The organism is Thioclava sp. NS-SX20 (genome assembly GCF_057380695.1).
On sequence record NZ_CM170816.1, the window covers coordinates 2,500,675 to 2,523,711 of the forward strand.

The window sequence follows — 23,037 nt, forward strand, 5'->3', positions numbered from 1 at the left end:
TCAGGATGAGTTACGTCAACACTTCTGCCCCGAGATTTCCTTGCGACACTCGGGACAGGAGAGTATAGGCAAGGCATGACTCGGATTTTTGACATCACGGAACGTATTCGCCTGCGCGAACGCTTCTACGGCGAAAGCCGCTCGGTCCTCGCACGACTTTGATGCGGCGTCCTTTCGGGCGCCCTTGTGGCATGCCCGAATGTACCTGAGTAATTCCACAGCTATCCCTATGAAAGTGAGAGCCATGTCTGCTCCGAAGACCCTCTATGACAAGATCTGGGACGCCCATGTTGTGTCCGAAGACGAAGACGGCACCTGCCTGCTGTATATCGACCGCCACCTTGTTCACGAAGTGACCAGCCCGCAAGCGTTTGAAGGCCTGCGTATGGCAGGCCGCCAAGTGCGCGCGCCGGAAAAGACCATTGCCGTGCCGGACCATAACGTGCCGACCACGACGGACCGCGCCTCGGGTGTGATCAGCAACGAAGAATCGCGCATCCAGCTGGAAGCACTGGATAAAAACGCCAAGGACTTTGGCGTGAACTACTATCCGGTGTCGGATGTCCGTCAGGGCATCGTGCATATCGTCGGCCCCGAAAACGGCTGGACCCTGCCGGGCATGACCGTTGTCTGCGGCGATAGCCACACCGCGACCCATGGGGCGTTCGGCGCGCTGGCGCATGGGATCGGCACCTCGGAAGTGGAACATGTTCTGGCGACGCAGACGCTGATCCAGAAAAAATCCAAGAACATGAAGGTGGAAATCACCGGCAAGCTGAAGCCGGGCGTGACCGCCAAGGACATCACCCTTGCGGTCATCGGCGCCACCGGCACCGGCGGCGGCACCGGCCATGTCATCGAATATTGCGGCGAAGCAATCCGCAACCTGTCGATGGAAGGCCGTATGACCGTGTGCAACATGGCCATCGAAGGCGGTGCGCGCGCGGGTCTGATCGCCCCCGACGAGACCACCTTCGAGTATGTCAAAGGCCGCCCGCATGCGCCCAAAGGCGCGCAATTCGAGGCTGCTCTGAACTGGTGGAAAACGCTCTTCACCGATGAGGGCGCGCATTTCGACAAGGTCGTGACGCTGAAAGGCGAAGATATCGAGCCGGTCGTAACTTGGGGCACCTCGCCCGAAGACGTTCTGCCGATCTCGGGCGTGGTCCCTGCCCCCGAAGATTTCAAGGGCGGCAAGGTCGAAGCGGCGCGTCGCTCGCTGGACTATATGGGCCTTGAACCCGGCACCAAGCTCGAAGATATCGCGATTGACGTCGTCTTTATCGGCTCCTGCACCAATGGCCGTATCGAAGACCTCCGCGCCGCGGCCGAAGTCCTGAAAGGCCGCAAGATCGCTGATGGCGTGCGCGCCATGGTCGTGCCCGGTTCCGGTCTGGTCCGTGCGCAGGCCGAGGAAGAAGGTCTGGACAAGATCTTCCTCGATGCCGGCATGGAATGGCGTATGGCGGGCTGCTCGATGTGTCTGGCAATGAACCCCGACCAGCTGGCCGAGGGCGAGCGCTGTGCCTCGACCTCGAACCGCAACTTTGAGGGTCGTCAGGGCTATAAGGGCCGCACCCACCTGCTGAGCCCCGCGATGGCTGCCTGTGCTGCCGTCACCGGTAAACTGACCGATGTGCGCAAGTTCATGGACCTGGCGGACGCATAAGGAGCGACGAGAATGGAAAAGTTCGAAAAATTCACCGGTATCGCCGCCCCCATGCCGCTGGTCAATATCGACACCGATATGATCATCCCCAAGGGCTTCCTGAAGACGATCAAGCGCACCGGCCTTGGCGTGCATGCCTTCGACGAGATGCGCTATAACCGCGACGGCAGCGAGAACCCCGATTTCGTTCTCAACAAGCCGGCTTACCGCGAAAGCCAGATCCTGATCGCGGGCGATAACTTCGGCTGCGGCTCCTCGCGCGAGCATGCGCCCTGGGCGCTGGCGGATTTCGGCATCAAGGTGGTCATCTCGACCTCCTTCGCCGACATCTTCTTCAACAACTCGTTCAAAAACGGGATGCTGCCGATTGTCCTGCCGCAAGAGCAGGTCGATCTACTGATGAAAGACGCGGAAAAAGGCGCCAACGCGCGGATGACCGTTGATCTGGAAGCCCAGGAAATCTCGACCTCGGAAGGCACTATCGTCAAATTCGACGTGGACCCTTTCAAGAAGCACTGCCTGCTGGAAGGTCTGGACGATATCGGTCTGACGCTGAACAAGGCGGCGGCGATCGACAGCTTCGAGGCCAAGGCCGCACAGTCGCGCCCGTGGGTCTGATTTCGCGAGCCTGACGACAGGCCGACACCGATAAGAAAAGGGCCGCTCCACCGAGCGGCCCTTTTTGTATCTGCCGTAAAGGCTTAGCCCTTGAGAGCTTCGTCCACGGCCTCTTTGAACTTATCCCAAGCCATATTGGAATATTTCTTGCCGTTGATGATAAAGGTCGGCGTGCCGTCAATTGCGTCGGCATTCGCGTTTTTCTGGAACGTCGCCACCATCTGGCGGGCGCGGTTCTGGTCATTCAGGCAGGTTTCGATCTGTTCTTTCGAGAAGCCCGCTTTCAGACCCAGCTTGCGTAGATTGGCCGCGATCGTTGCCTGCTGGCCGTCACCGATCCAGTCCTGCTGGCCATCAAAGATCATATCCGCGACCGAATAATATTTCATGTCGCCGCCGCATTGGGCCAGAAGCCCCGCCCAAAGGCCGAATTTATCGAAATAGACCTCGCGCATGATAAAGCGCACCTTGCCAGTATCGATATACTCTTTCTTGAGGTTCGCCCAAGAGGTCTCGTGCCAATGCGCGCAGTGCGGACAGGTGAACGACGCATATTCGATGATCGTCACAGGCGCATCCGCCGACCCGATCGGAATGTCGGGCAGGGTTTCAACCGTCGCATCGGGCTTGGCGTCTTCTGCCGAAGCAGGCGTTGCAAAGCCGGTCATCAGGCTCTCGCCACGGCTGCTGATCCATCCCCCCAGTGCAGCCACAACGGCGGCACCGGAAATCCCGAGCAGGAAGGAACGTCTGTTCATTAGTTAACCTTTCTTCTGGTCAGACCGCTTTGCGGACTTCATCAATACATTCTGCGCCAGCATCTCCAGCGCGGATTTCAGATCCGGATCACGGCAATCGGCGGCGGTGGCCTGCGCCTGCGCGCGGATTTCGGGGGTGGGTTCGGGGCGCTTTTTCGGCGCGGCGGTAAATTGCGCCTGCCCGTCGGCAAACCCCGTAGGGGCCGTCTGGGTCAGGGTCACGCGGGAAATGGCGTTATACCCATAGCAGGCATTCACCTTCTCGCGGATACGCGGGATCTGCATCTGCATCATGGGTCCTGCCGCTCCCAGCGTCAGAAGTGTCAGGGTCGCCCCCATCCCGTCGCGGGCATAGCCAATCTTCACGGGGCGGCATTGCGCGGCAATCTCTTCGCCCACGATCTCGGACCAATGGGTCAGCAGTCGCGTCACCGCAAAGCCGCGTGTCTCTCCGACCGAGCGGATACGGTCTTTCAGCAGGCCCGAAGCCGCCTCGAAACCACGCATCCTGCGAGAGGCCATGGGGCTGTAGCCGGTGCCTTTGCCCCGCTTGTCCTTCCCTGTCTCGCTGGTCGTCGTTTTCTTTGCGGCCATCTGTCATTACTCGTGTTCAATGGTTATTTTAGGCACTCCGAGGCCCGATACCAACCACTTGCCGATAAGAGAGCATAAATATTGCGTGACGTAGCCGACATCAGCCCCGCCCTGCTGGCATGGTATGACCGAAATGCCCGCGTTCTGCCATGGCGCACGGGGCCGGAAGATCATGCAAAGGGGCTGCGGACCGCGCCCTATCGGGTCTGGCTTTCCGAGGTCATGCTGCAACAGACCACCGTGGCCGCCGTGCGCAACTACTTCCGCGATTTCACCACGCGCTGGCCCACAGTCACCGATCTCGCGCAGGCCGAGGATGCCGATGTCATGGCCGCTTGGGCGGGGCTTGGCTATTATGCCCGCGCGCGCAACCTGTTGAAATGCGCAAGGGTCGTAGCCTTTGATCTGGGCGGGCAGTTTCCCCGAACCGCGCAGGAATTGCAGGCATTACCCGGAATTGGCCCCTATACGGCGGCAGCGATTGCCTCCATCGCCTTTGACGCACCTGCCACGGTGGTGGATGGCAATGTGGAACGTGTGGTCTCGCGCCTCTTTGCCCTGACCGACCCTCTGCCCGGCACCCGTCCCGAAATTGCGCGGCTGGCGGGGCAGATTACCCCGCAGGACCGTCCGGGGGATCACGCTCAGGCCATGATGGATCTGGGCGCGACCCTCTGCACGCCGCGCAATCCTGTCTGTGCGCTTTGTCCGCTGGAGGCGCACTGCGAGGCCCATGCACAGGGGATCGCGGCAAGCCTGCCCGTCAAGGCTCCGAAAAAGGTCAAACCCACGCGGCGCGGTCATGCCTATGTGCTGATCGGTCCGGCGGGCGAGGTGCTGGTGGAGCGCCGCCCCGACCGCGGGCTTCTGGGGGGAACGCTGGGCTTTCCGACAAGCGACTGGGCCGAAGAGCGCCCCGCTTTTGCCCCGCCTCTGGAGACCGACTGGCAGGAGGCCGCCACAGAGGTGCGCCACACCTTTACCCATTTCCATCTGATCCTCACCGTTCATAGGGGGCTGGGGCATGTGGACGGGATGACCGGCAATAACGCCTTCTCGCCCGATGCCCTGCCCACGCTGATGCGCAAGGTCTGGGAGGCCGCGCAGCCCGCCTGAATGCGGGCGGATTGCGCCTTCGCCAAAGGCCGCTATGCTGGCGCCAAAACCGGAGGCCCGATATGTCCACACGCGAAGAGTTGCGCCAACCCCAGCGCGCCCTGCCCTTCTGGCTGTCCTTAGGCACGGTCCCTCTGGTCCTGATCGAGGCCGCGTTCGGCGGCTGGAGCCTTATCCTTCTGCCGCTTTATGCGTGGTGGCTGGTGACCTTCCTCGACAAGATTCTGGGCAAGAATCCGGACCAGCCCGATGTCGACACCCCCGAAGAAGACCTGATCTGGTATCGCGCCATCACGATGGCATGGCTGCCGATCCAGCTCTGCGTGATCTATGGCATGATCTGGTGGGTCACTCATGGCAGCGGGTTGAACCTGTTCGAGATCGTGGCGCTGTTTTTCGGGGTGGGCGTGATCTCGGGAACCATCGGTATGGTTTATGCCCATGAGCTGATGCACCAGAAAGATCGTGTAGAGCGCTGGCTGGCCGATCTGCTGCTGGCCTCGGTGCTGTATTCGCATTTCCGCAGCGAGCATCTGCTGGTCCATCACCTTTGGGTGGGCACGCCCCGCGATGCAGTGACCGCGCGCTATAACGAGGGGTTCCACCGCTACTTCCTGCGGGTGCTGCGCGACTGCCCCCGTTCGGCGCTGGAAGCGGAATGCCATAAGCTTGACCGCGCGGGCCGCCCGCACTGGCACCAGAGCAATCCGTTCTGGCGCTATGCGGGGTTGCAACTGGTGGCGCTTTTGCTGGCCTTCCTGGTGGGCGGGCTGTTTGGTGTGGTGCTGTTTGTCCTACAGGCGGTTTTCGCCATCTGGCAGCTGGAACTGACCAATTACATCGAGCATTACGGGCTGACGCGGCGCTATCTGGGCGAAGGTCGCTATGAGCATGTGAAGCCCCATCACAGCTGGAACGCGGCGCATTTCGCCTCGAACTGGCTGCTGATCAACCTGCAGCGCCATTCGGACCACCATTACAAACCCAGCCGCCGCTTTCCGCTGTTGCAGACCTATGCGAAATCCGAGGCCCCGCAACTGCCCTTGGGCTATCCGGCAATGACGACGCTGGCGATGATCCCGCCTTTGTGGCGGCGACGGATGAACCCCCGCGTGCGGGCGTGGCGGGCGCAATTCTATCCCGATATCGAGGATTGGTCGCCCTATAATCAGGCGCTGTTTCCCAAACCGCGTTCCTGAACCGCACGGTGCGGCGTCACGACCCGCATCGTCAGATTGATCCGCCCGGGCTGTTTCAGAAGCAGACTGGTGCCCGCCGCAATCCGGTCCACGCCGTGATAGCGCAGGCGGGCCGCGCCCTCCATCACCACCACATCGCCCGAGCGGAGCCACAGGCTTTCGGTCCTGCCGCCGCGCTCGAGGTTGCCGATGCGGAACAGCGCCTCGTCGCCCAGTGACACCGAGACCACCGGCTGGCTCAGGTCGCCCTCGTCGCGGTCCTGATGCATGCCCATCTTTGCCTCCGGCCCGTAGTAATTGAGAAGGCAGGTCTCGGGTGGACGGGCCTGCGGCACCAGTTCTGCCCAAAGCGCGGTCAGAACGGGGGGGATCGGCGGCCAGTCGCTGCCCTGTGGGTGGCGCGGAGCATAGCGATAACCCTGCAAATCGCTCATCCAGCCCCACTGCCCCGCCGAGGTCATCCGCACCGACATTGTCGCGCCCGAAGGCGTTCGCGGTGAGAAAAGTGGCGCCTCACGCAGGATATCGCGCAGATCCGCGACCAGACCGACCTGTTCCTGCGCGCTCAACCATCCTTCATAGACCCGAAAGCCACGCAAGATACGGGGGGCCGGACAGGTATGGCCCACAGCATCTGCCTCATTTGCGGGCGGGTTCGAAAAATCTGTTCGATTCTTGTCATCTTCCGGCATCTGGAAACCTTGCAGCAGCATTTTGCCCTCCTTATATACCTTCCGAAGCCGATTGCAGAGCCCCGGCGACCCGCTCGGGCAAGGCACTCGGACAGCAAAACTGCAAACCCTGGGATGGGAGGCGGGGGCCTTATGGACCTGTTTCCCGACATCGCCAAAAGAAGAGGTATTGATATGGGTAAAGTCATCGGGATTGACCTCGGGACCACCAACTCCTGCGTTGCCATCATGGATGGTTCGCAACCGAAAGTTATTGAAAACTCGGAAGGCGCACGCACCACGCCGTCGATCGTGGCCTATACCGACGACGAACGTCTGGTCGGCCAGCCGGCAAAGCGCCAAGCCGTGACCAACCCCACCAACACGATCTTTGCTGTCAAGCGTCTGATCGGCCGTCGCACCACCGACGCCGAAGTGCAAAAAGACAAGGATCTGGTGCCCTATTCCATCGTTGACGGTGGCAATGGCGACGCATGGGTCGAAGTGAAGGGCGAGAAATACTCCCCCGCACAGGTTTCGGCCGTGACCCTGCAGAAGATGAAAGAGACCGCTGAATCGTATCTGGGCGAGGAAGTGACGCAGGCCGTCATCACCGTTCCGGCCTATTTCAACGACGCGCAACGTCAGGCAACCAAGGACGCCGGCAAAATCGCCGGTCTGGAAGTGCTGCGCATCATCAACGAGCCGACCGCCGCCGCTCTGGCCTATGGTCTGGACAAGAAAGACAGCAAGACCATCGCGGTTTATGACCTTGGTGGTGGGACCTTCGATATCACCATTCTGGAAATCGATGACGGTCTGTTCGAAGTGAAATCGACCAACGGGGACACGTTCCTTGGGGGTGAAGACTTCGATATGCGCATCGTCAACTTCCTCGCCGACGAGTTCAAGAAAGAGCACGGCGTTGACCTGACCAAAGACAAGATGGCGCTGCAGCGTCTGAAAGAAGCGGCTGAAAAAGCGAAGATCGAACTGTCGTCCAGCCAGTCGACCGAGATCAACCAGCCGTTCATCTCGATGGATGCGAAAACCGGCACGCCGCTGCACATGGTCATGAAGCTGACCCGCTCGAAGCTGGAAAGCCTTGTGGGCGATCTGATCAAGAACTCGCTCAAGCCCTGTCAGGCGGCCCTGAAGGATGCGGGCGTCTCCAAGGACGAGATCGACGAGGTCGTTCTGGTCGGCGGTATGACCCGTATGCCGAAAGTCGTGGAAGAAGTGACCAAGTTCTTCGGGAAAGAGCCCCATAAAGGCGTGAACCCCGACGAGGTTGTGGCGCTTGGCGCGGCCATTCAGGCCGGTGTGCTGCAAGGCGACGTGAAAGACGTGGTCCTGCTGGACGTGACGCCGCTCAGCTTGGGTATCGAAACGCTGGGTGGTGTCTTCACCCGCCTGATCGACCGCAACACCACGATCCCGACCAAGAAGTCGCAGATCTTCTCGACTGCGGAAGACAACCAGAATGCCGTGACCATCCGCGTGTTCCAAGGGGAACGCGAGATGGCTGCCGACAACAAGATGCTCGGCCAGTTCAATCTGGAAGACATCCCGCCGGCACCGCGCGGCATGCCGCAGATCGAAGTGACCTTCGACATCGACGCCAACGGCATCGTCTCTGTTTCGGCCAAAGACAAAGGCACGAACAAAGAGCAGAAGATCACCATCCAAGCTTCGGGCGGCCTGTCCGATGAGGATATCGATCGCATGGTGCGCGACGCGGAAGAAAACGCCGAGTCGGATAAAAAGCGCAAGGAGCTGGTCGAAGCAACCAACCAGGGCGAAAGCCTGCTGCACTCGACCCGCAAATCGCTTGAAGACCACGGCGACAAGGTTGATGGCTCGACCGTCGAAGTCATCGAGCTGGCAGCCAATGCGCTGGAAGAGGCTCTCAAGTCGGATGATGGTGCCAAGATCAAGGGCGCAATCGCCAACCTGCAGGATGCGGCAATGAAACTCGGCGAGGCCATCTATAAGGCCGAGCAGGAGAAAGCCGCAGCCGAAGAAGACGCTGAAGAGGCCGATGATAGCCGCTCCCCGAACGATGACGATATCGTTGACGCGGACTTCGAAGATCTCGGCGAAGATCGTAAGCGCAACTGATCGGCTTGGAACAATGTGGACGGGCCCGCTGTTAGGGCGGGCCCGTTTTCACGTTCCCCGAAGGGAGCTAGAGAATGGCAAAAAAGGATTTCTACGAGGTTCTGGGCATCCAGAAAGGTGCCTCGGCCGAGGAGATCAAGAAGGCCTATCGCGCTAAAGCGAAAGAGCTTCACCCCGACCGTAATAAAGACAATCCGAACGCCGAATCCCTGTTCAAAGAAGTGAACGAGGCACATGACGTTCTGAAAGATCCCGAAAAGAAAGCGGCTTATGACCGGTATGGTCATGCCGCCTTCGAAGGCGGCATGGGTGGCGGCGGTCGCCCCGGTGCGGGCTATGGCCAGCAGGGCGATTTCGCTTCGGCCTTCTCGGATGTGTTCGAAGATCTGTTCGGCGATTTCATGGGCGGTGGCGGTGGCCGCGCCGGGGGTGGCGGGCGTTCGCGCGCAACCCGTGGCTCGGATCTGCGCTATAACCTGCGCGTGACGCTGGAGGAGGCCTTCAAGGGCGCCCAGAAGCAGATCAACGTTCCGGGGTCCGAGACCTGTGACAGCTGTCATGGCACGGGCGCTGAGGGCGGCGCGGAGCCGCAAACCTGTCCCACCTGTGGTGGCATGGGTAAGGTTCGGGCGCAGAACGGTTTCTTCACCGTAGAACGCACCTGCCCCACCTGTGGTGGCCAAGGTCAGGTGGTAAAAAACCCCTGCCGCAAATGCCACGGTGCAGGCCGGATCGAGAAAGACCGCACGCTTTCGGTCAATATTCCGGCCGGGGTGGAAACCGGCACGCGCATCCGTCTGGCTGGCGAAGGCGAGGCAGGTCTGCGCGGCGGTCCGTCAGGCGACCTCTATATCTTTATCGAGGTCAAGGAACATGATCTGTTCCAGCGCGACGGGACATCGCTTTTCTGCCGCGTTCCGGTTTCTATGGCCAGTGCCGCGCTGGGAGGAGAGGTTGAAGTGCCAACCATTGACGGCGGTCGCTCGCGGGTCAAAATTCCCGCAGGCAGCCAGTCGGGCCGCCAGATGCGTCTGCGCGCCAAAGGCATGCCCGCTTTGCGCGGGGGGGCGGTTGGCGACATGCTGATCGAGCTGGCGGTGGAAACACCCGTCAACCTGACACCCCGCCAGAAAGAGCTGCTGCGCGAGTTCGAGAAGATCGAGGCCGAGAACAACCCGCAAGGGGCGTCGTTCTTCCGGAAGGTCAAGAGCTTCTGGGACGGGATGACCGGATAAGACAAAAGCCGCCCTCAGGGGCGGCTTTTTTCATAGGCTGCGGGAATAGCTTCCCGAAAATCCGGCGGAAAGGGCGAAGGCCGAAGCCGACTGGTAATATGTCTTGGAATAGACCATCGAAATCTGATTGCGCTCGGTGACACGTTCGATGCCGACGGCCTCATGTGCCCATGCCGTTTCGGTCGAGACCGAGACATTCAATTCGCCGCTGGCGATCTGCTCTTTCATATCAGCGACAAGAGCCGCTTTCTGACCGGCCCGTGCAAGCGCCTTGCCCTTCTCAAGGAAGGCCATCGCCGCCTCGCTATCCTGCCCCGTCATGGCAAACAGCCGCAACAGGGCCCGCTGGCGCCCCCAGTCGGCCTTGCTTTGCTGCGCATCCAGCATCTGCTCTGCCCGATCCCCGAGCGCCTGATCAATCAGGCTCTGGGTCTCGGCCTCGGTCTCGGCACCAAACATGGCCTGCCGGAAATCCTGCTGCTTTCCTAGAAGTGTATCGGCCTGTTCCAGCGTACCGACATAGGCCGCCAATGCCTCGGCGCCCCCTTTGTTCCAGACATGCTGGGCGTCCAGCGTGAGGTCAGCCTGTGTATCCCCTTGCAGCAGGGCCTGCGCCGAAGAGATTTCTGACTGGAGGCGGCTGCGCAGATTGGACAGAAGATCCAACTCCATCTCGGAGGCGGTCATCGGACGCGGAAGCTTTGACTCCACAACCGAGATCTGCGGCCCCTGTGGCGAAGATTTGGAAAGCGTCACCACCGCCACGTCCTGCACCCGCCCGGACTGGCTTTGATAGCCCCGAATCCGGGTTCCCGTCCCAGAATAGATCCCGATCATCTTACCCTTCCTTGCACCCCGACTATTATCCTTCCTTATTCTCGTGAAGAATGTGTAACTGCCCTTAGGTCGATGATGAACATGGCTAACAGGTTAAGCCTTTCTTCACCAAGCCAAGGCAATCTTGCGGCATGACACAGCCACCGAACGCCTTTCACGAAGCCCCTCTGCCGCTTTTCGGTCATCCCGATGAAGCGGTGCCCGCGCGCCCCGTCGGTTGCGCGCCTGCGCGGCAGAATCCGGTGCGCTTGCCATCTTATATCAAGGACCATCGCAAGCGGCTGAGAACCCGCTTCATGGAGGGCGGGGCACAGGCCCTGCCCGATTATGAAATGCTGGAACTGGTGCTGTTTCGCGCCATCCCGCGACAGGATGTCAAGCCGCTCGCCCACCGCCTGATGCAGGCTTTTGGTGACTTCGGGCGGGTGCTGGCCGCGCCGCCGTCACGTCTGGCCGAAATCGAAGGGGTGGGCGAAGCGGTCATCATCGAGTTGAAGGTTGTGGAGGCCGCCGCCCATCGTCTGGCCCGTGCCCGTGTCATGCATCAGCCGGTGCTGTCCTCTTGGGATGCCCTGCTGGATTACTGCCACACCGCAATGGCCCATCGCGAGACCGAACAGTTTCGCGTGCTGTATCTGGACCGGAAAAACACCCTGATCGCGGATGAGGAACAGTCGCGCGGCACGGTGGACCATGTGCCGGTCTATCCGCGCGAGGTGGTGAAACGCGCATTGGAGCTGAATGCCTCGGCGCTGATTCTGGTGCATAACCATCCCTCCGGCGATCCAACCCCGTCAGAGGCAGACCTGACCATGACGGACCAGATCAACCGTGCGGCGGGTGTTCTGGGGCTTGTGCTGCATGACCACCTGATCATCGGCAAAAGCCGTGAACTCAGTTTCCGCGCGGAAGGGTATCTGTGATCAGGGCCCGACCTCGGCAAGGTTCGGCAGATCCATCACCACCGCCCCGCCAAGCTGGTCACATTCGGGCATCATCAAGGTCACCGGCATCATCGGATGCAGCTTGCTTTGATCGGACCATGCGATATTGCCCTCCAGATCCTGATCACAGCTCTCTTTGGTCAGGGCCGCATCAATGGCCAGCCTGGCCTTGGCCAAATCCAGACGGGTCGAATAGACCTCGGCCTGCTGACCGTCTTCCACGCTGGAAAACCGCGTGAGGTAACCCTCCGGTGTGCCATCTGTCGCCGTGTCGCGGGCGCTCAGATGCAATGCGACAGGGCGCGTCCATGACAGAACGACACGGTTCCATTGGGCCGCGTCTGGCTGGTTGATCCCTTCCGAGACCACGCCCCCCGCGCTGGCCACCGTCAAGCGCGTATTGGCAATCATCGCCGGCACGAGCCCCCCCCATTTGCCCTGCGCATCAAGCTGCACGTCGAATTGCAGACCGGGCTGGGTCAGGGTCGCAATGGCACCGGCATGACAGGCATCGGTATAGGCCACCGAAATCATGCCGTTTTCAGCTTTCTCCAGATGCAGAACCGGCTCGCCGCAAGCGCTGGCCTCCGCCAGTTCCAGCGCGGGGCCCTGCGGCGGGGCCACCTGCCGAGCGGGGGCAGGTTCTGTCGTGAAGCTCGCGGTATAAAGGCGATCTTGCGGTAGGGTGGGCACCGGCAGATCAGCCCCCAATGCCCGCGCGGGAGCCGCCCCCAAAGACTGTGCGGCACCAAGTGCACTGACCAGACGGGTCTCGCTGACAGGGCGCGCGATATGCGGAATGGCCGCATCGGCAGGCGACACGCCAAATTGGGCGAAAATCGTATCGGCATGCTGCATGAACTGGCTGCAGGCCACGGCGGTGACACCCGTGGCCAAAATCAAAGAGATTTCCCGCATTTTCTGTTTCATGCTGCTCTGCACCCTACGGCGTCGCGTTTGTCGTTGCTTAACAACATATAACCGAAATGCGGGGCCTGAAAGGCACAGATGTGGCAAGACCATGCCCCAAAAGACCAGAAGGCGGCAAATATGCCACCCCATCAGGACAGCCACCATCAGGGAGATCCGCGAACCACCCGAAAGGCCATTGTCTGGCGTAACCCCGCCCAGCCCGCCGCTTGGGGAAGATCGGGCAGAGAGACCGCAAGCCGCACGTCCACCGCCTGCTGTCCTGTCGCCTTCAGAAACAGGGCGATCCCGTCCGCATCAAGCGGATAGCTAAAGCGACATTGTTGCGAAGGCAGCAGCGTCGGGGCCGGATAGCTATCCGCTGGCGGCGGCCCATTGAGCATCCAGTCGTCCGCCGGATCCTCCGAGGGAGAATATACTATATCCAGGCCATATTGCGCGATCATCGGGCACGGAAAGCGCACGCCTCTGTCCCCCGTATTTTCAAAGACGACATCGATGGATTTCCGCGACACATCCGCCAGCCGGTTCGGACGGGTCGGGGAAACGCCCTCGATCCGGACCTCCATCCGTATAGCCTGCGCAGCGGCAGCGGAGGCCATCGGAAGACAGACGGCAAGCAGCCATGATGCAAGGCAGAAGCGTCGCAAATCGTGCTCCAGACAAGGCCGTATGTGCCAAGATGAGCCGCAATTCGGCGCGACCCCGAATGCAAAAGGGGCACCTTCCGGTGCCCCATCCACCTACCGCAGACGATTGTGCGCCTGTGGCCTGCAAGCAGCGCCTTACAGCTTACCGTGGCAATGCTTGAATTTCAGCCCCGACCCGCACGGGCAAGGGTCATTCCGGCCCGGTTCGCCCCAAGTGGCAGGATCGTTCTCGTCAAAACCCGGACGGGTCTCGCCCACGACCTCGATCCGGGGAGGCTCTTCCGGCATGCTGTGTTGCTCCGGCTCGGGCTGCTCCTCGTTGCGGGCACTATACATCTGCGCCTGCAGGGCCTCGCGCTCGGCCTCGGTGAGCGGGCGGATCTGCGCAAGGCGCTGGGTCACATCCACACGCAACCCGTCAAGAAGGGCCTCGAACAGCTGGAAGCTTTCGGTTTTATACTCCGAGAGCGGATCGCGCTGCGCATAGCCACGGAAGCCGATCACCGAACGCAGATGCTCCAGCTTCACCAGATGCTCGCGCCATTTGGTATCGACCGTTTGCAGCAGGATCTGCTTTTCGATCGTGCGCATGACCTCGGGGCCGAAGGCGGCTTCCTTCTCTGCCATATAGGCGTCGGAGGCCTCCTCGATGCGTTCCAGCATGACCTCCTGATCGACGCCCTCTTCCTGCGACCAGTCCGCCAGCGGCAGGCTGAGGTTCAGACCCTCTTGGATCGCGGCCGCAAGCCCTTCGATATCCCATTGATCAACATAGGATTTCGGCGGCAGATACTGATCCACCAGATCATCGATCACCTGATGGCGCATATCGGCGGCGATCTCATCTACGTCACGGCTATCCATGATCTCGCGACGCTGGTTGAAGATCGCCTTACGCTGATCGTTCATCACATCGTCGAATTTCAGAAGCTGCTTGCGGATGTCGAAGTTACGACCCTCGACCTTGGCCTGCGCGCGCTCCAGAGACTTGTTCACCCACGGGTGGATGATCGCCTCGCCCTCTTTCATGCCAAGCTTGGACAGAACATTTTCAAGCTTGTCGGACCCGAAGATCCGCATCAGGTCATCTTCCAGCGACAGGAAGAACAGCGAGCGCCCCGGATCCCCCTGACGGCCCGAACGACCGCGCAGCTGGTTGTCGATACGACGCGATTCATGGCGCTCGGTCGCCAGAACGAACAGCCCGCCCGCCTCCAGAACCTTCTGCTTTTCTTCGGCAGTGGCCGCTTCGATACGGGCGCGCACCTCTTCGGGATCCGCCTCCGGATCGCGTGCCAGCTCTTCCTGCACGCGCATTTCCACATTGCCGCCCAGCTGGATGTCGGTCCCGCGACCGGCCATGTTGGTGGCAATGGTCACAGCCCCCAGACGACCGGCATCCCCCACGATCTGGGCTTCCTGTTCGTGCTGGCGGGCATTGAGGACGTTATGCGTGATACCGGCCTGCGTCAGCAGATGTGACAGCATCTCGGATTTCTCGATCGAGGTGGTGCCGACAAGAATGGGCTGCCCCTTCTCATGCGCCTCTCGGATGGCCTCGATCACGGCCTGATATTTTTCCATCGCGGTGCGATAGACGCGGTCGTGCTCGTCGATCCGCTGCACGGGGCGGTTGGTCGGCACTTCGACCACGCCCAGCTTGTAGATTTCGGCAAATTCCTCGGCCTCGGTCGAGGCGGTGCCGGTCATGCCGGCCAGCTTCTCGTAGAGGCGGAAATAGTTCTGGAAGGTCACCGAGGCCAGCGTGACGTTTTCGGGCTGCACCTGCACCCCCTCTTTCGCCTCGATCGCCTGATGCAGGCCGTCGGACAGACGGCGGCCCTTCATGGCGCGGCCGGTATGTTCGTCGATCAGCACGATCTCGCCATTGGCCACGACGTAATTATCGTCTTTGTTGAACAGCTTATGCGCACGCAGAGCCTGCGTGACATGGTGCACCAGCGTGGTCGATTCCGGATCGTAAAGCGACTGGCCCTCGGGCAGGATGCCCTCGGCCTGAAGGCGCTGCTCCAGATATTCGTTGCCCTCTTCGGTGAAGGTCGCATTCCGCGCCTTCTCGTCAATGGTGTAATGCTCTTCGGTCAGCTCGGGGATATATTTGTTGAGCGTATTATACAGCTCGGTACGATCCTCGGCAGGGCCGGAGATGATCAGCGGCGTGCGGGCCTCGTCGATCAGGATCGAATCGACCTCGTCGACAATCGCGAAGAAATGCCCGCGCTGCGCCATTTCCTCGACCGAGCCCTTCATATTGTCGCGCAGATAGTCGAACCCAAGCTCGTTATTGGTCGCATAGGTGATATCTGCCTGATAGGCCGCCTTTTTCTCGGCATCGGGCTGGAAGGGCACAACAACGCCGGTGCTCAGCCCGAGCGCGCCATAGACTTTCGACATCCACTCCGCATCACGGCGGGCGAGATAGTCGTTCACCGTCACCACATGCACGCCCTTACCGGCCAGCGCATTCAGATAGACGGGGAAAGTGGCCATAAGGGTTTTGCCCTCGCCGGTCTTCATTTCGGCAATCTGCCCCTGATGCAGGAAGATGCCCGCCATCAGCTGCACATCAAAGGCGCGCAGCCCCAGTGCACGGCGTGCCGCCTCGCGGCAATTCGCAAAGGCTTCGGGCAGAAGATCATCAAGGCTTTCGCCCTGCTCTTGCACACGCCGTTGGAATTCATGTGTTTTTTCGATCAGACCCTGATCTGTCAGGGCCGCAAACTCTTCCTCGAGCGCGTTGATCTTCGCCACCAGAGGACGAACAGATTTTACCTTGCGGTCATTCGGCGTGCCGAAAACCTTTTTCGCGAGTGTTCCGAGGCCGAGCATGACTTCTCCGCAATTGGACTGACCAAATCGTGTGTGGGGCCACCCTTGCCGCGCCATTCGGGCCTGCCTAAAAAGCATGCGAGAAAGGGCACAAAGGGCCTTTTTGACCCTTGGCGATGTAAGGGTCGACTGTCAGAGTGTCAACGCCGCGAAGGAATGCGGCAGTGAAGGAGTGGCCAAGATGCCGAAACTGACGAAACTTCTGGGGACCGCAGCCGTGGTTGCGATGATGGCTGCGGGCGCACAGGCGCAAGACAGCACCCCCGCAGCGCCGGCGGCCGACAAAGCGGCCCCTGCGGCTGCCAAAGACTACCGCAAGGATGTGAATGCCGACACGGTGGTGGCCACCGTAAACGGCAAGGATATCACCGTAGGCCAGATGCAGATCGTGCGCGACAGCCTGCCGCCGCAATATCTGCAACTTGATGATGCAACGCTGTTCAAGGGCATCCTTGACCAGCTTGTGCAGCAGACCGCTCTTTCGGAAATCGGCGAAGGCCGCAAGACCAAGCGCGATGACGTTGCCCTTGAAGTGCAGCGCCGTGCCTATCTGGCAGGGTCGATGCTGGAATATACGGCAAATCGTGCCGCGTCCGATGATGCCGTCCAGAAAGCCTATGCGGCAAAATATAACGCCGACAATCCGGTGACCGAATATCACGCCGCCCATATTATCGTGCCGACCGAAGAGAAGGCCAAAGAGATCAAGAAAAAGCTGGATGACGGCGCGGATTTCGCCGAGCTGGCCAAAGCCAATAGTCAGGATGGCGCAGCCGAGAATGGCGGCGATCTGGGCTGGTTCTCGCTGGATGCGATGGTGCAGCCCTTTGCCGATGCCGTCGCCAAGATGAAGGATGGCGAGGTTTCTGACCCCGTGCAGACCGAATATGGCTGGCATATCATCAAACGCGAAGGCACCCGCATTGCCGATGCGCCGAAAATCGACGATGTCCGGGCCGAGCTGGAAGACGATCTGCGTCAGAAAGCGGTTGAGGATCGCGTGAAGGAAACAGTTGACGCCGCAGATGTGAAGCGGATGGACGGCGACATTGATCCTGCTATCCTGAAGAACGACACGTTGTTCGGCCAATAAGGCCGAAACATGGAAGGGGATGGCGCATGCCTGGGAAGAAGAAGACCATCAAGCGGTACGCACGCCGCGTCGACAAGCTTGAAAGCAAGGTCAAGAAACTCAAAGCGAGACTGAAGACTGGCGGGGTCGGAGCCGAGATCGCTCCGGCAAAGTCGGCGATGGTTTCGCCTTTTGCTCCGGCACGCTTCCCCGACCTGCCTGAAATTGACGGCGTCCGCTTTGCCTCTGCTGCGGCGGGCGTCAAATATGCGGGCCGCACCGATGTGATGCTGGCCGAGATCTGCCCCGGTGCGGCGCTTGCGGGCGTCTTCACCAAATCCTCGACCCGCGCGGCCTGTGTGCTGGACAATCAGGCCAAGCTGGCGGGCAATCCGGTTTCGGATCAGGGCGCGGCCATTCTGGTGAACTCGGGCAACGCCAATGCGTTTACCGGCGCCAATGGTCAGGCCTCGGTCGATGCGATCTCGGGCAAAGTGGCCGAAACGCTGGGGCTTCCGGCCTCGCGCGTGTTCACCTCTTCGACCGGCGTGATCGGCGAGCCGCTGCCGCATGAGCGTATCACCAATGTGCTGGGCGAACTGAAGACCAAGCTCAGCCCCGCCTCGATTTCCGATGCCGCCCGCGCCATCATGACCACCGACACCTTCCCCAAAGGCGCCTGCGCGACCGTGGCGGGCGAAGGCGGCGAGATCAAGATCGCCGGTATCGCCAAGGGCTCGGGGATGATCGCGCCGAATATGGCGACGATGCTGGTCTATATCTTCACCGATGCCACCATCGCACCCGACCTGCTGCAAAAGCTGCTATCGTGGCAGGTGGATGATACGTTCAACGCAATCACCGTTGATAGCGACACTTCGACCTCGGATGCGCTGATCCTTGCGGCCACTGGCAAATCGCCCGCGGCTCCGCTGATCGAGGGCAGCGACGCCGCGATTGCCTTTGAAAAGGCCCTGCGTGCCGTGATGACCGATCTGGCCAAGCAGGTCGTGATGGATGGCGAAGGTGCCACGAAATTTGTCGAAGTGCAGGTGACGGGCGCACAGACAACGGCCGATGCCCATACCATCGCCATGTCCATCGCCAATTCTCCGCTGGTGAAAACCGCGATTGCGGGCGAGGATGCAAATTGGGGCCGCGTCGTGGCCGCTGTGGGCAAATCCGGCGCCTATGCCGAACGCGACCTGCTGACGATCCGGTTTGGCGATATCGTGGTGGCCGAAAAGGGTTGGCGCAATCCCGATTATTCGGAAGAGGCGACCTCGGCCTATATGAAACAGGCCGAGCTGGTGATCGGGGTGGATCTGGGCTTGGGCGAGGCGTCAAAAACCGTCTGGACCTGTGATCTGACCCATCGCTATATCGACATCAACGCGGATTACCGCTCGTGACCAAGAAGATCGTTCTTGTCTCGGCGGTTGCCCTGATCGACCCCGACGGGCGCGTGCTTCTGGCGCAGCGCCCCGAGGGCAAATCGATGGCGGGGCTATGGGAGTTTCCGGGCGGCAAGGTCGAGGCGGGCGAGACCCCCGAGGCCTGCCTGATCCGCGAGCTGAAGGAAGAGCTCGGGATCGACACCTGGGCGAGCTGTCTGGCGCCGCTGACTTTTGCCAGCCACAGCTATGACGATTTCCATCTGTTGATGCCGCTCTTTGCCTGCCGCAAATGGGAGGGCATCCCTGCCCCGCGCGAAGGCCAGACGCTGACATGGGCGCGGGCGAAGGAACTTACGGATTATCCGATGCCGCCCGCCGATATCCCGCTGATACCCATGTTGCGGGACTGGCTTTAGGTTGAAAAAAACTTCTTGATTCGTGTTTAGGGCGCCCTATCTGGGCGCCTTTTACATTCAATGACGGCAATATAGGCAGTTTTTCTGCCGGACTGTCGACAAAATTTCAAAACTGCCTGCATTTAAGAAATAATTCACCCTACCTCGCCTTTTTTCTTTGCAATTTTATGACAATCCTGTTTTATAAAGATATCGGATTAATCAGGATCCGGATCATCTTCTAAGGGAGGTCCTTATGCTTCGTACTATCACCGTTGGCAGCTCGGTTTCGATCCAAGGCATCTACCAAGGCAAACTGGCAGACGGCAAAATCACCGTCCGCGTTGGCGAAGAGCTTTACACCGGTCGTCCGGTTACCCGCTGAACTCTCGGGCGTCCCACGGCGCGCAGGGGAGGGCGTGCCGGAAGGTTGATGCCTGATACCATCAGCAGGTAAAAGAAAGAGGCCCTTCGGGGCCTCTTTTTTTATGCCCCCGCTCGGGGCCTGCTCGGGGCCCGCTCGGGGGGGATGTCCCGACTCTGGGCGCGGTGACCTGCGGCACGAAAGGGATTACTCCCCTTCGGTAAACTGCAACCGTGCCAGCTCTGCATAAAGCCCGCCCTCGGCCACAAGGCTTTCGTGAGTGCCCTGTGCCACGATCCGGCCCTGATCGAAAACCACGATACGGTCGGCTTTTTTCACGGTCGCCAGACGGTGCGCGATGATGATGGTGGTGCGATCCTGTGCCAGTTGCTCGACCGCCGCCTGCACCGCCCGCTCCGAAGCGGCATCCAGTGCCGATGTCGCCTCGTCCAGAAGCAGGATCGGTGCATCCCGCAGCATGGCGCGCGCAATCGCCACGCGCTGCTTCTGCCCGCCCGACAACATCACGCCACGCTCGCCGACATAGGTCTCAAGCCCGTCCGGTAGCGCCTGCAGGAAGTCCAGCGCATGGGCGGCACGGGCCGCAGCCTCGACCTCGGCATCGCTGGCCTCGGGACGGCCAAAACGGATATTCTCGCGCGCAGAGGCCGCAAAAATCACCGGATCTTGCGGGACAAGCGCGATGGACTGACGGAAATCGGCCCGTGCCATCTGCCGTAGATCCACCCCGTCAATCGACACAGCCCCCGTTTCAGGGTCCCAGAACCTCTGGATCAACTGGATGATCGTCGTCTTCCCTGCCCCTGAAGGCCCGACAAGCGCCACCGTCTCCCCCGCCGCGATCTCCAGCGTCACATGATCCAGCGCCGAAGTGTCAGGACGCGAGGGATAGTGGAAACTGACATCGGCAAAGCTGATCGCCCCCTTGGCCGGACGCGGCAAGGCCATCGGCGTCTCGGGGTCCTCCAGATTGTCCTTGGTCTGCAAAAGCTCGATCAGGCGCTCTGTCGCCCCTGCCGCACGCTGCAACTCGCCCCAGATTTCCGAAAGCGCCCCGACCGAGCCTGCGACCATCACCGCATAGATGACGAACTGCACCAGCTCACCGACCGACATGATATCGTTGCGCACATCGCGCGCGCCCACCCACAAAACGCCGACCACACCGGAAAAGATCAGGAAGATCACGATCACGGTCATCATGGCGCGTGTGCGGATCCGGCGGTTGGCGGCGCTATAACTTTTTTCGGTCACATCGCGGAACCTGTCGCGGGTGCGGGTTTCATGGGTAAAGGCCTGAATGGTCTGCGCCGAAAGCAGCGCCTCGGAGGCCGACCCCGAAGAACTTGCGATCCAGTCCTGATTTTCACGCGACAACCCGCGCAACCGCCGCCCCAAGACAATAATCGGCACGATCACCGCCGGAACGATCAGCAGCACCAGTCCCGTCAGCTTGGCGGAGGTCACCAGAAGCATGACCATCCCCCCAACGAAAATCAGGAAATTCCGCAGCGCCACCGAAACCGAAGAACCGATCACAGAGAGAATCAGCGTCGTATCGGTGGTGATGCGCGAAATGATCTCGCCGGTCAGGATTTTCTCGAAAAAGGCGGGCGACATGGCGATGACACGGTCGAACACCGCCATACGGATATCGGCCACAACCCGCTCGCCAAAGCGGGTCACCAAATAGTAACGCGCGCCCGTCCCGATCGCCAGAAGCGCGGTAATCACCAGTGCCGCACCGAAATATTCGTCCAGCAGGGCCGCGCCGCTGTTGAACCCGTCAACCACACGGCGCACCGCAATCGGCAGCACCAGCGATACCGAGGCTGTCAGCACCAAAGCCAGAAGAGCCGAAACAGCTAGGCCGCGATAGGGCCGCAAGAAGGGCCAGAGGCCTCGCAATGCGCCAACCCGTTTCGTTGTCGGGCGATCTTCCGTCGTGGTCTTTGATCTACGCACTATAAGGCCTCCTGTTTTCTGCGGTTTAGGCAGCCAAATCCTCTCGGGCAAGGCTCGAATGGCCTTTAACGACTAAGGTTTCATGACTGTGAAGCGGAAAAACCGGTTTCTCCGGCCAAATCCGCGACATTGCGGCGCCAGCGCACCGCGCCCCCAACGGGCGCACCCCCGAACTTCGGACCTCTCGCGGGGACCGGCGCGAGGCCTGCCTACACATAGTCAAATCCGTTTGGAGCCTTCTTCTGAAAGGGCCAAACGTGCCAACCTGTATCAGGCCAGCGCCGATCACGACCAAGTGGGAAAGAAATTGGGTGGGTAAAACAAAAAACCCGCTTAACCTGTCGAGGTTAAGCGGGTTTTTTTGGATTGGTGCCCAGAAGAGGACTCGAACCTCCACGCCTTGCGGCACACGGACCTGAACCGTGCGCGTCTACCAATTCCGCCATCTGGGCGTTCCTGCTTTACTGCGTCTTTCGCTGCAGCGCCGCTGGTGTGAGGAGGCTTCTACGGTGAGAGCAAAGCACCGTCAATAGGAAATTTTCATTTTTTTCACCGAGAACGAAGGAATGCCGCTGGCCCCTTGTCCCGCAAGAGGTAAATCGGTAATCAGGAAGGGAAAAATTGCAAGGGGGAGGCCCAGCCAATGGCGAAACTTGTGACGATCTATGGCGGTTCTGGTTTTGTAGGGCGCTATATTGCCCGCCGCCTTGCAAAAGACGGATGGCGTATCCGGATTGCCGTGCGCCGCCCGAACGAGGCGCTTTTCACCAAGCCTTATGGCGCGGTTGGTCAGGTAGAGCCGGTTTTCTGCAACATCCGTGATGACGCGTCGGTGCGCGCCGCGATGATCGGCGCAGATGCGGTTGTGAACTGCGTTGGCATCCTGTGCACCACGGGCAAGAACAGCTTCAATGCCGTGCAAGCCGAGGGTGCAGGACGTGTGGCACGGATTGCCGCAGAGCTTGGCGTGCAGAATCTCGTACATCTCTCGGCCATCGGAGCAGATGCCAAAGCCGCAAGCGCCTATGCGCGCAGCAAGGCTGAAGGCGAAGCCGCCGTTCTAGAGCATTTCCCGGAAGCGATGATCTTGCGCCCCTCGGTTCTGTTCGGGACGGAAGACGGGTTCTTCAACAAATTCGCAGCCATGAGCCGCTTCTCCTTCATTCTGCCGATCACCGGCGGCAAGACCAAATTCCAGCCGGTCTGGGTGGATGATGTGGCCGCCGCAGCGGTGATGGGGGTCGAGGGCAAGGCCAAGGGCACCTACGAACTGGGCGGCCCCGATCAGGCCAGCCTGAGCGATCTTCTGAAAACCATGCTGGGCGTGATCAATCGCAAACGTACGATCTTCAACATGCCTTTCGGTCTGGCCTCTCTGGTGGCGGGACTGTTCGATCTGCTACAGACGCTGACCGGCGGTTTGTTCAGCAACACGCTTCTGACTCGTGATCAGGTGAAAAATCTGAAGAAGGACAATATCGTTTCGGAAGACGCGCGAAGCTTTGCTCAACTCCAGATCACACCTACGGCAATGAACGCAATCATGGCGGGTTACCTCTGGCGCTTCCGTCCGCATGGACAGTATGAAGAGATTCAAGCTTCTGCAAAAAATCTAAAACGGTCCTGATCTC

20 protein-coding genes and 1 tRNA gene are annotated in these 23,037 nt (G+C 60.4%); 12 read left to right on the plus strand and 9 right to left on the minus strand.

The genetic code is table 11. The annotated features are described in order from the left end of the window. Positions 1–244: 244 nt before the first annotated feature. Positions 245–1,669, plus strand: coding sequence for a 3-isopropylmalate dehydratase large subunit (leuC, locus tag AC2ISB_RS12350; RefSeq protein ID WP_339108498.1), 1,425 nt, complete (start codon positions 245–247; stop codon positions 1,667–1,669). A 12-nt stretch (positions 1,670–1,681) separates the two neighbouring features. After that, a complete protein-coding gene (gene leuD / locus AC2ISB_RS12355; protein ID WP_339108499.1) occupies positions 1,682–2,287 on the plus strand; it encodes a 3-isopropylmalate dehydratase small subunit in 606 nt (201 codons plus the stop codon). An 83-nt stretch (positions 2,288–2,370) separates the two neighbouring features. On the opposite strand, the gene AC2ISB_RS12360 is transcribed toward leuD, so the two are convergent. Both AC2ISB_RS12360 and AC2ISB_RS12365 read right to left on the minus strand, forming a co-directional pair. Continuing rightward, positions 2,371–3,045, minus strand: coding sequence for a DsbA family protein (locus tag AC2ISB_RS12360; RefSeq protein WP_339108500.1), 675 nt, complete (start codon positions 3,043–3,045; stop codon positions 2,371–2,373). A gap of 3 nt (positions 3,046–3,048) precedes the next feature. Beyond that, positions 3,049–3,567: a DUF721 domain-containing protein gene (locus AC2ISB_RS12365; RefSeq protein WP_339109451.1), complete on the minus strand. Its 519-nt coding sequence runs from the start codon at positions 3,565–3,567 to the stop codon at positions 3,049–3,051. Positions 3,568–3,720: 153 nt separating this feature from the next. Here AC2ISB_RS12365 and mutY point away from each other — a divergent pair, with 153 nt between their 5' ends. Next, positions 3,721–4,755, plus strand: coding sequence for an A/G-specific adenine glycosylase (gene mutY / locus AC2ISB_RS12370; protein WP_486575246.1), 1,035 nt, complete (start codon positions 3,721–3,723; stop codon positions 4,753–4,755). A gap of 62 nt (positions 4,756–4,817) precedes the next feature. Beyond that, a complete protein-coding gene (locus AC2ISB_RS12375; protein WP_486575248.1) occupies positions 4,818–5,954 on the plus strand; it encodes an alkane 1-monooxygenase in 1,137 nt (378 codons plus the stop codon). On the opposite strand, the gene AC2ISB_RS12380 is transcribed toward AC2ISB_RS12375, so the two are convergent. Then, on the minus strand, positions 5,924–6,667 hold the full coding sequence (locus AC2ISB_RS12380) for an alpha-ketoglutarate-dependent dioxygenase AlkB family protein (RefSeq protein ID WP_486575250.1): 744 nt from the start codon (positions 6,665–6,667) through the stop codon (positions 5,924–5,926). The genes AC2ISB_RS12375 and AC2ISB_RS12380 overlap by 31 nt on opposite strands. A 153-nt stretch (positions 6,668–6,820) precedes the next feature. On the opposite strand from AC2ISB_RS12380, the gene dnaK reads away from it, so the two are divergent. Next, positions 6,821–8,746 carry a molecular chaperone DnaK gene (gene dnaK / locus AC2ISB_RS12385; protein WP_339108504.1) on the plus strand — a complete coding sequence of 642 codons (1,926 nt, stop codon included), beginning with the start codon at positions 6,821–6,823 and terminating at the stop codon, positions 8,744–8,746. A gap of 74 nt (positions 8,747–8,820) precedes the next feature. Beyond that, positions 8,821–9,981, plus strand: a complete 1,161-nt coding sequence (gene dnaJ, locus AC2ISB_RS12390; protein WP_486575252.1) for a molecular chaperone DnaJ — start codon at positions 8,821–8,823, stop codon at positions 9,979–9,981. A 30-nt stretch (positions 9,982–10,011) separates the two neighbouring features. Here dnaJ and AC2ISB_RS12395 read toward each other — a convergent pair whose 3' ends face one another. Next, the gene (locus AC2ISB_RS12395) at positions 10,012–10,818 is read right to left on the minus strand and encodes a hypothetical protein (RefSeq protein WP_486575254.1); all 807 of its coding nucleotides are present in this window, start codon (positions 10,816–10,818) and stop codon (positions 10,012–10,014) included. Positions 10,819–10,949: 131 nt separating this feature from the next. Between AC2ISB_RS12395 and radC the strand changes: the two genes are divergently transcribed. Further along, on the plus strand, positions 10,950–11,741 hold the full coding sequence (gene radC / locus AC2ISB_RS12400; protein WP_406721475.1) for a RadC family protein: 792 nt from the start codon (positions 10,950–10,952) through the stop codon (positions 11,739–11,741). On the opposite strand, the gene AC2ISB_RS12405 is transcribed toward radC, so the two are convergent. The 3 genes from AC2ISB_RS12405 to secA all read right to left on the minus strand — a co-directional run bounded on the left by AC2ISB_RS12405 (position 11,742) and on the right by secA (position 16,192). Then, complete coding sequence (locus AC2ISB_RS12405; RefSeq protein WP_339108508.1) at positions 11,742–12,692, minus strand: hypothetical protein; 951 nt, start codon at positions 12,690–12,692, stop codon at positions 11,742–11,744. Positions 12,693–12,838: 146 nt separating this feature from the next. Then, positions 12,839–13,261: a hypothetical protein gene (locus AC2ISB_RS12410; RefSeq protein WP_486575257.1), complete on the minus strand. Its 423-nt coding sequence runs from the start codon at positions 13,259–13,261 to the stop codon at positions 12,839–12,841. A 216-nt stretch (positions 13,262–13,477) separates the two neighbouring features. After that, entirely contained in the window at positions 13,478–16,192 is a 2,715-nt protein-coding gene (gene secA / locus AC2ISB_RS12415) for a preprotein translocase subunit SecA (protein WP_339108510.1), read from the minus strand. A gap of 181 nt (positions 16,193–16,373) precedes the next feature. Here secA and AC2ISB_RS12420 point away from each other — a divergent pair, with 181 nt between their 5' ends. The 4 genes from AC2ISB_RS12420 to AC2ISB_RS12435 all read left to right on the plus strand — a co-directional run bounded on the left by AC2ISB_RS12420 (position 16,374) and on the right by AC2ISB_RS12435 (position 19,441). Then, the gene (locus AC2ISB_RS12420; RefSeq protein WP_406735861.1) at positions 16,374–17,285 is read left to right on the plus strand and encodes a peptidylprolyl isomerase; all 912 of its coding nucleotides are present in this window, start codon (positions 16,374–16,376) and stop codon (positions 17,283–17,285) included. A 26-nt stretch (positions 17,286–17,311) separates the two neighbouring features. After that, positions 17,312–18,676: a bifunctional glutamate N-acetyltransferase/amino-acid acetyltransferase ArgJ gene (gene argJ / locus AC2ISB_RS12425; protein WP_339108512.1), complete on the plus strand. Its 1,365-nt coding sequence runs from the start codon at positions 17,312–17,314 to the stop codon at positions 18,674–18,676. Further along, entirely contained in the window at positions 18,673–19,077 is a 405-nt protein-coding gene (gene mutT, locus AC2ISB_RS12430; protein ID WP_339108513.1) for an 8-oxo-dGTP diphosphatase MutT, read from the plus strand. Before argJ ends, mutT begins: the two co-directional genes overlap by 4 nt. Before the next feature lie 235 nt (positions 19,078–19,312). After that, positions 19,313–19,441 (plus strand): hypothetical protein, encoded by a 129-nt coding sequence (locus tag AC2ISB_RS12435; RefSeq protein ID WP_339108514.1) that lies wholly within the window; start codon positions 19,313–19,315, stop codon positions 19,439–19,441. Positions 19,442–19,627: 186 nt separating this feature from the next. Here the strand turns inward: AC2ISB_RS12435 and AC2ISB_RS12440 are convergent, their stop codons facing one another. Both AC2ISB_RS12440 and AC2ISB_RS12445 read right to left on the minus strand, forming a co-directional pair. Continuing rightward, complete coding sequence (locus AC2ISB_RS12440; protein WP_406737041.1) at positions 19,628–21,409, minus strand: ABC transporter transmembrane domain-containing protein; 1,782 nt, start codon at positions 21,407–21,409, stop codon at positions 19,628–19,630. Positions 21,410–21,773: 364 nt separating this feature from the next. Continuing rightward, positions 21,774–21,858 (minus strand) — tRNA-Leu (locus tag AC2ISB_RS12445). A gap of 191 nt (positions 21,859–22,049) precedes the next feature. Between AC2ISB_RS12445 and AC2ISB_RS12450 the strand changes: the two genes are divergently transcribed. Beyond that, positions 22,050–23,033: a complex I NDUFA9 subunit family protein gene (locus AC2ISB_RS12450; RefSeq protein WP_339108515.1), complete on the plus strand. Its 984-nt coding sequence runs from the start codon at positions 22,050–22,052 to the stop codon at positions 23,031–23,033. The last annotated feature ends 4 nt before the right edge of the window (positions 23,034–23,037 follow it).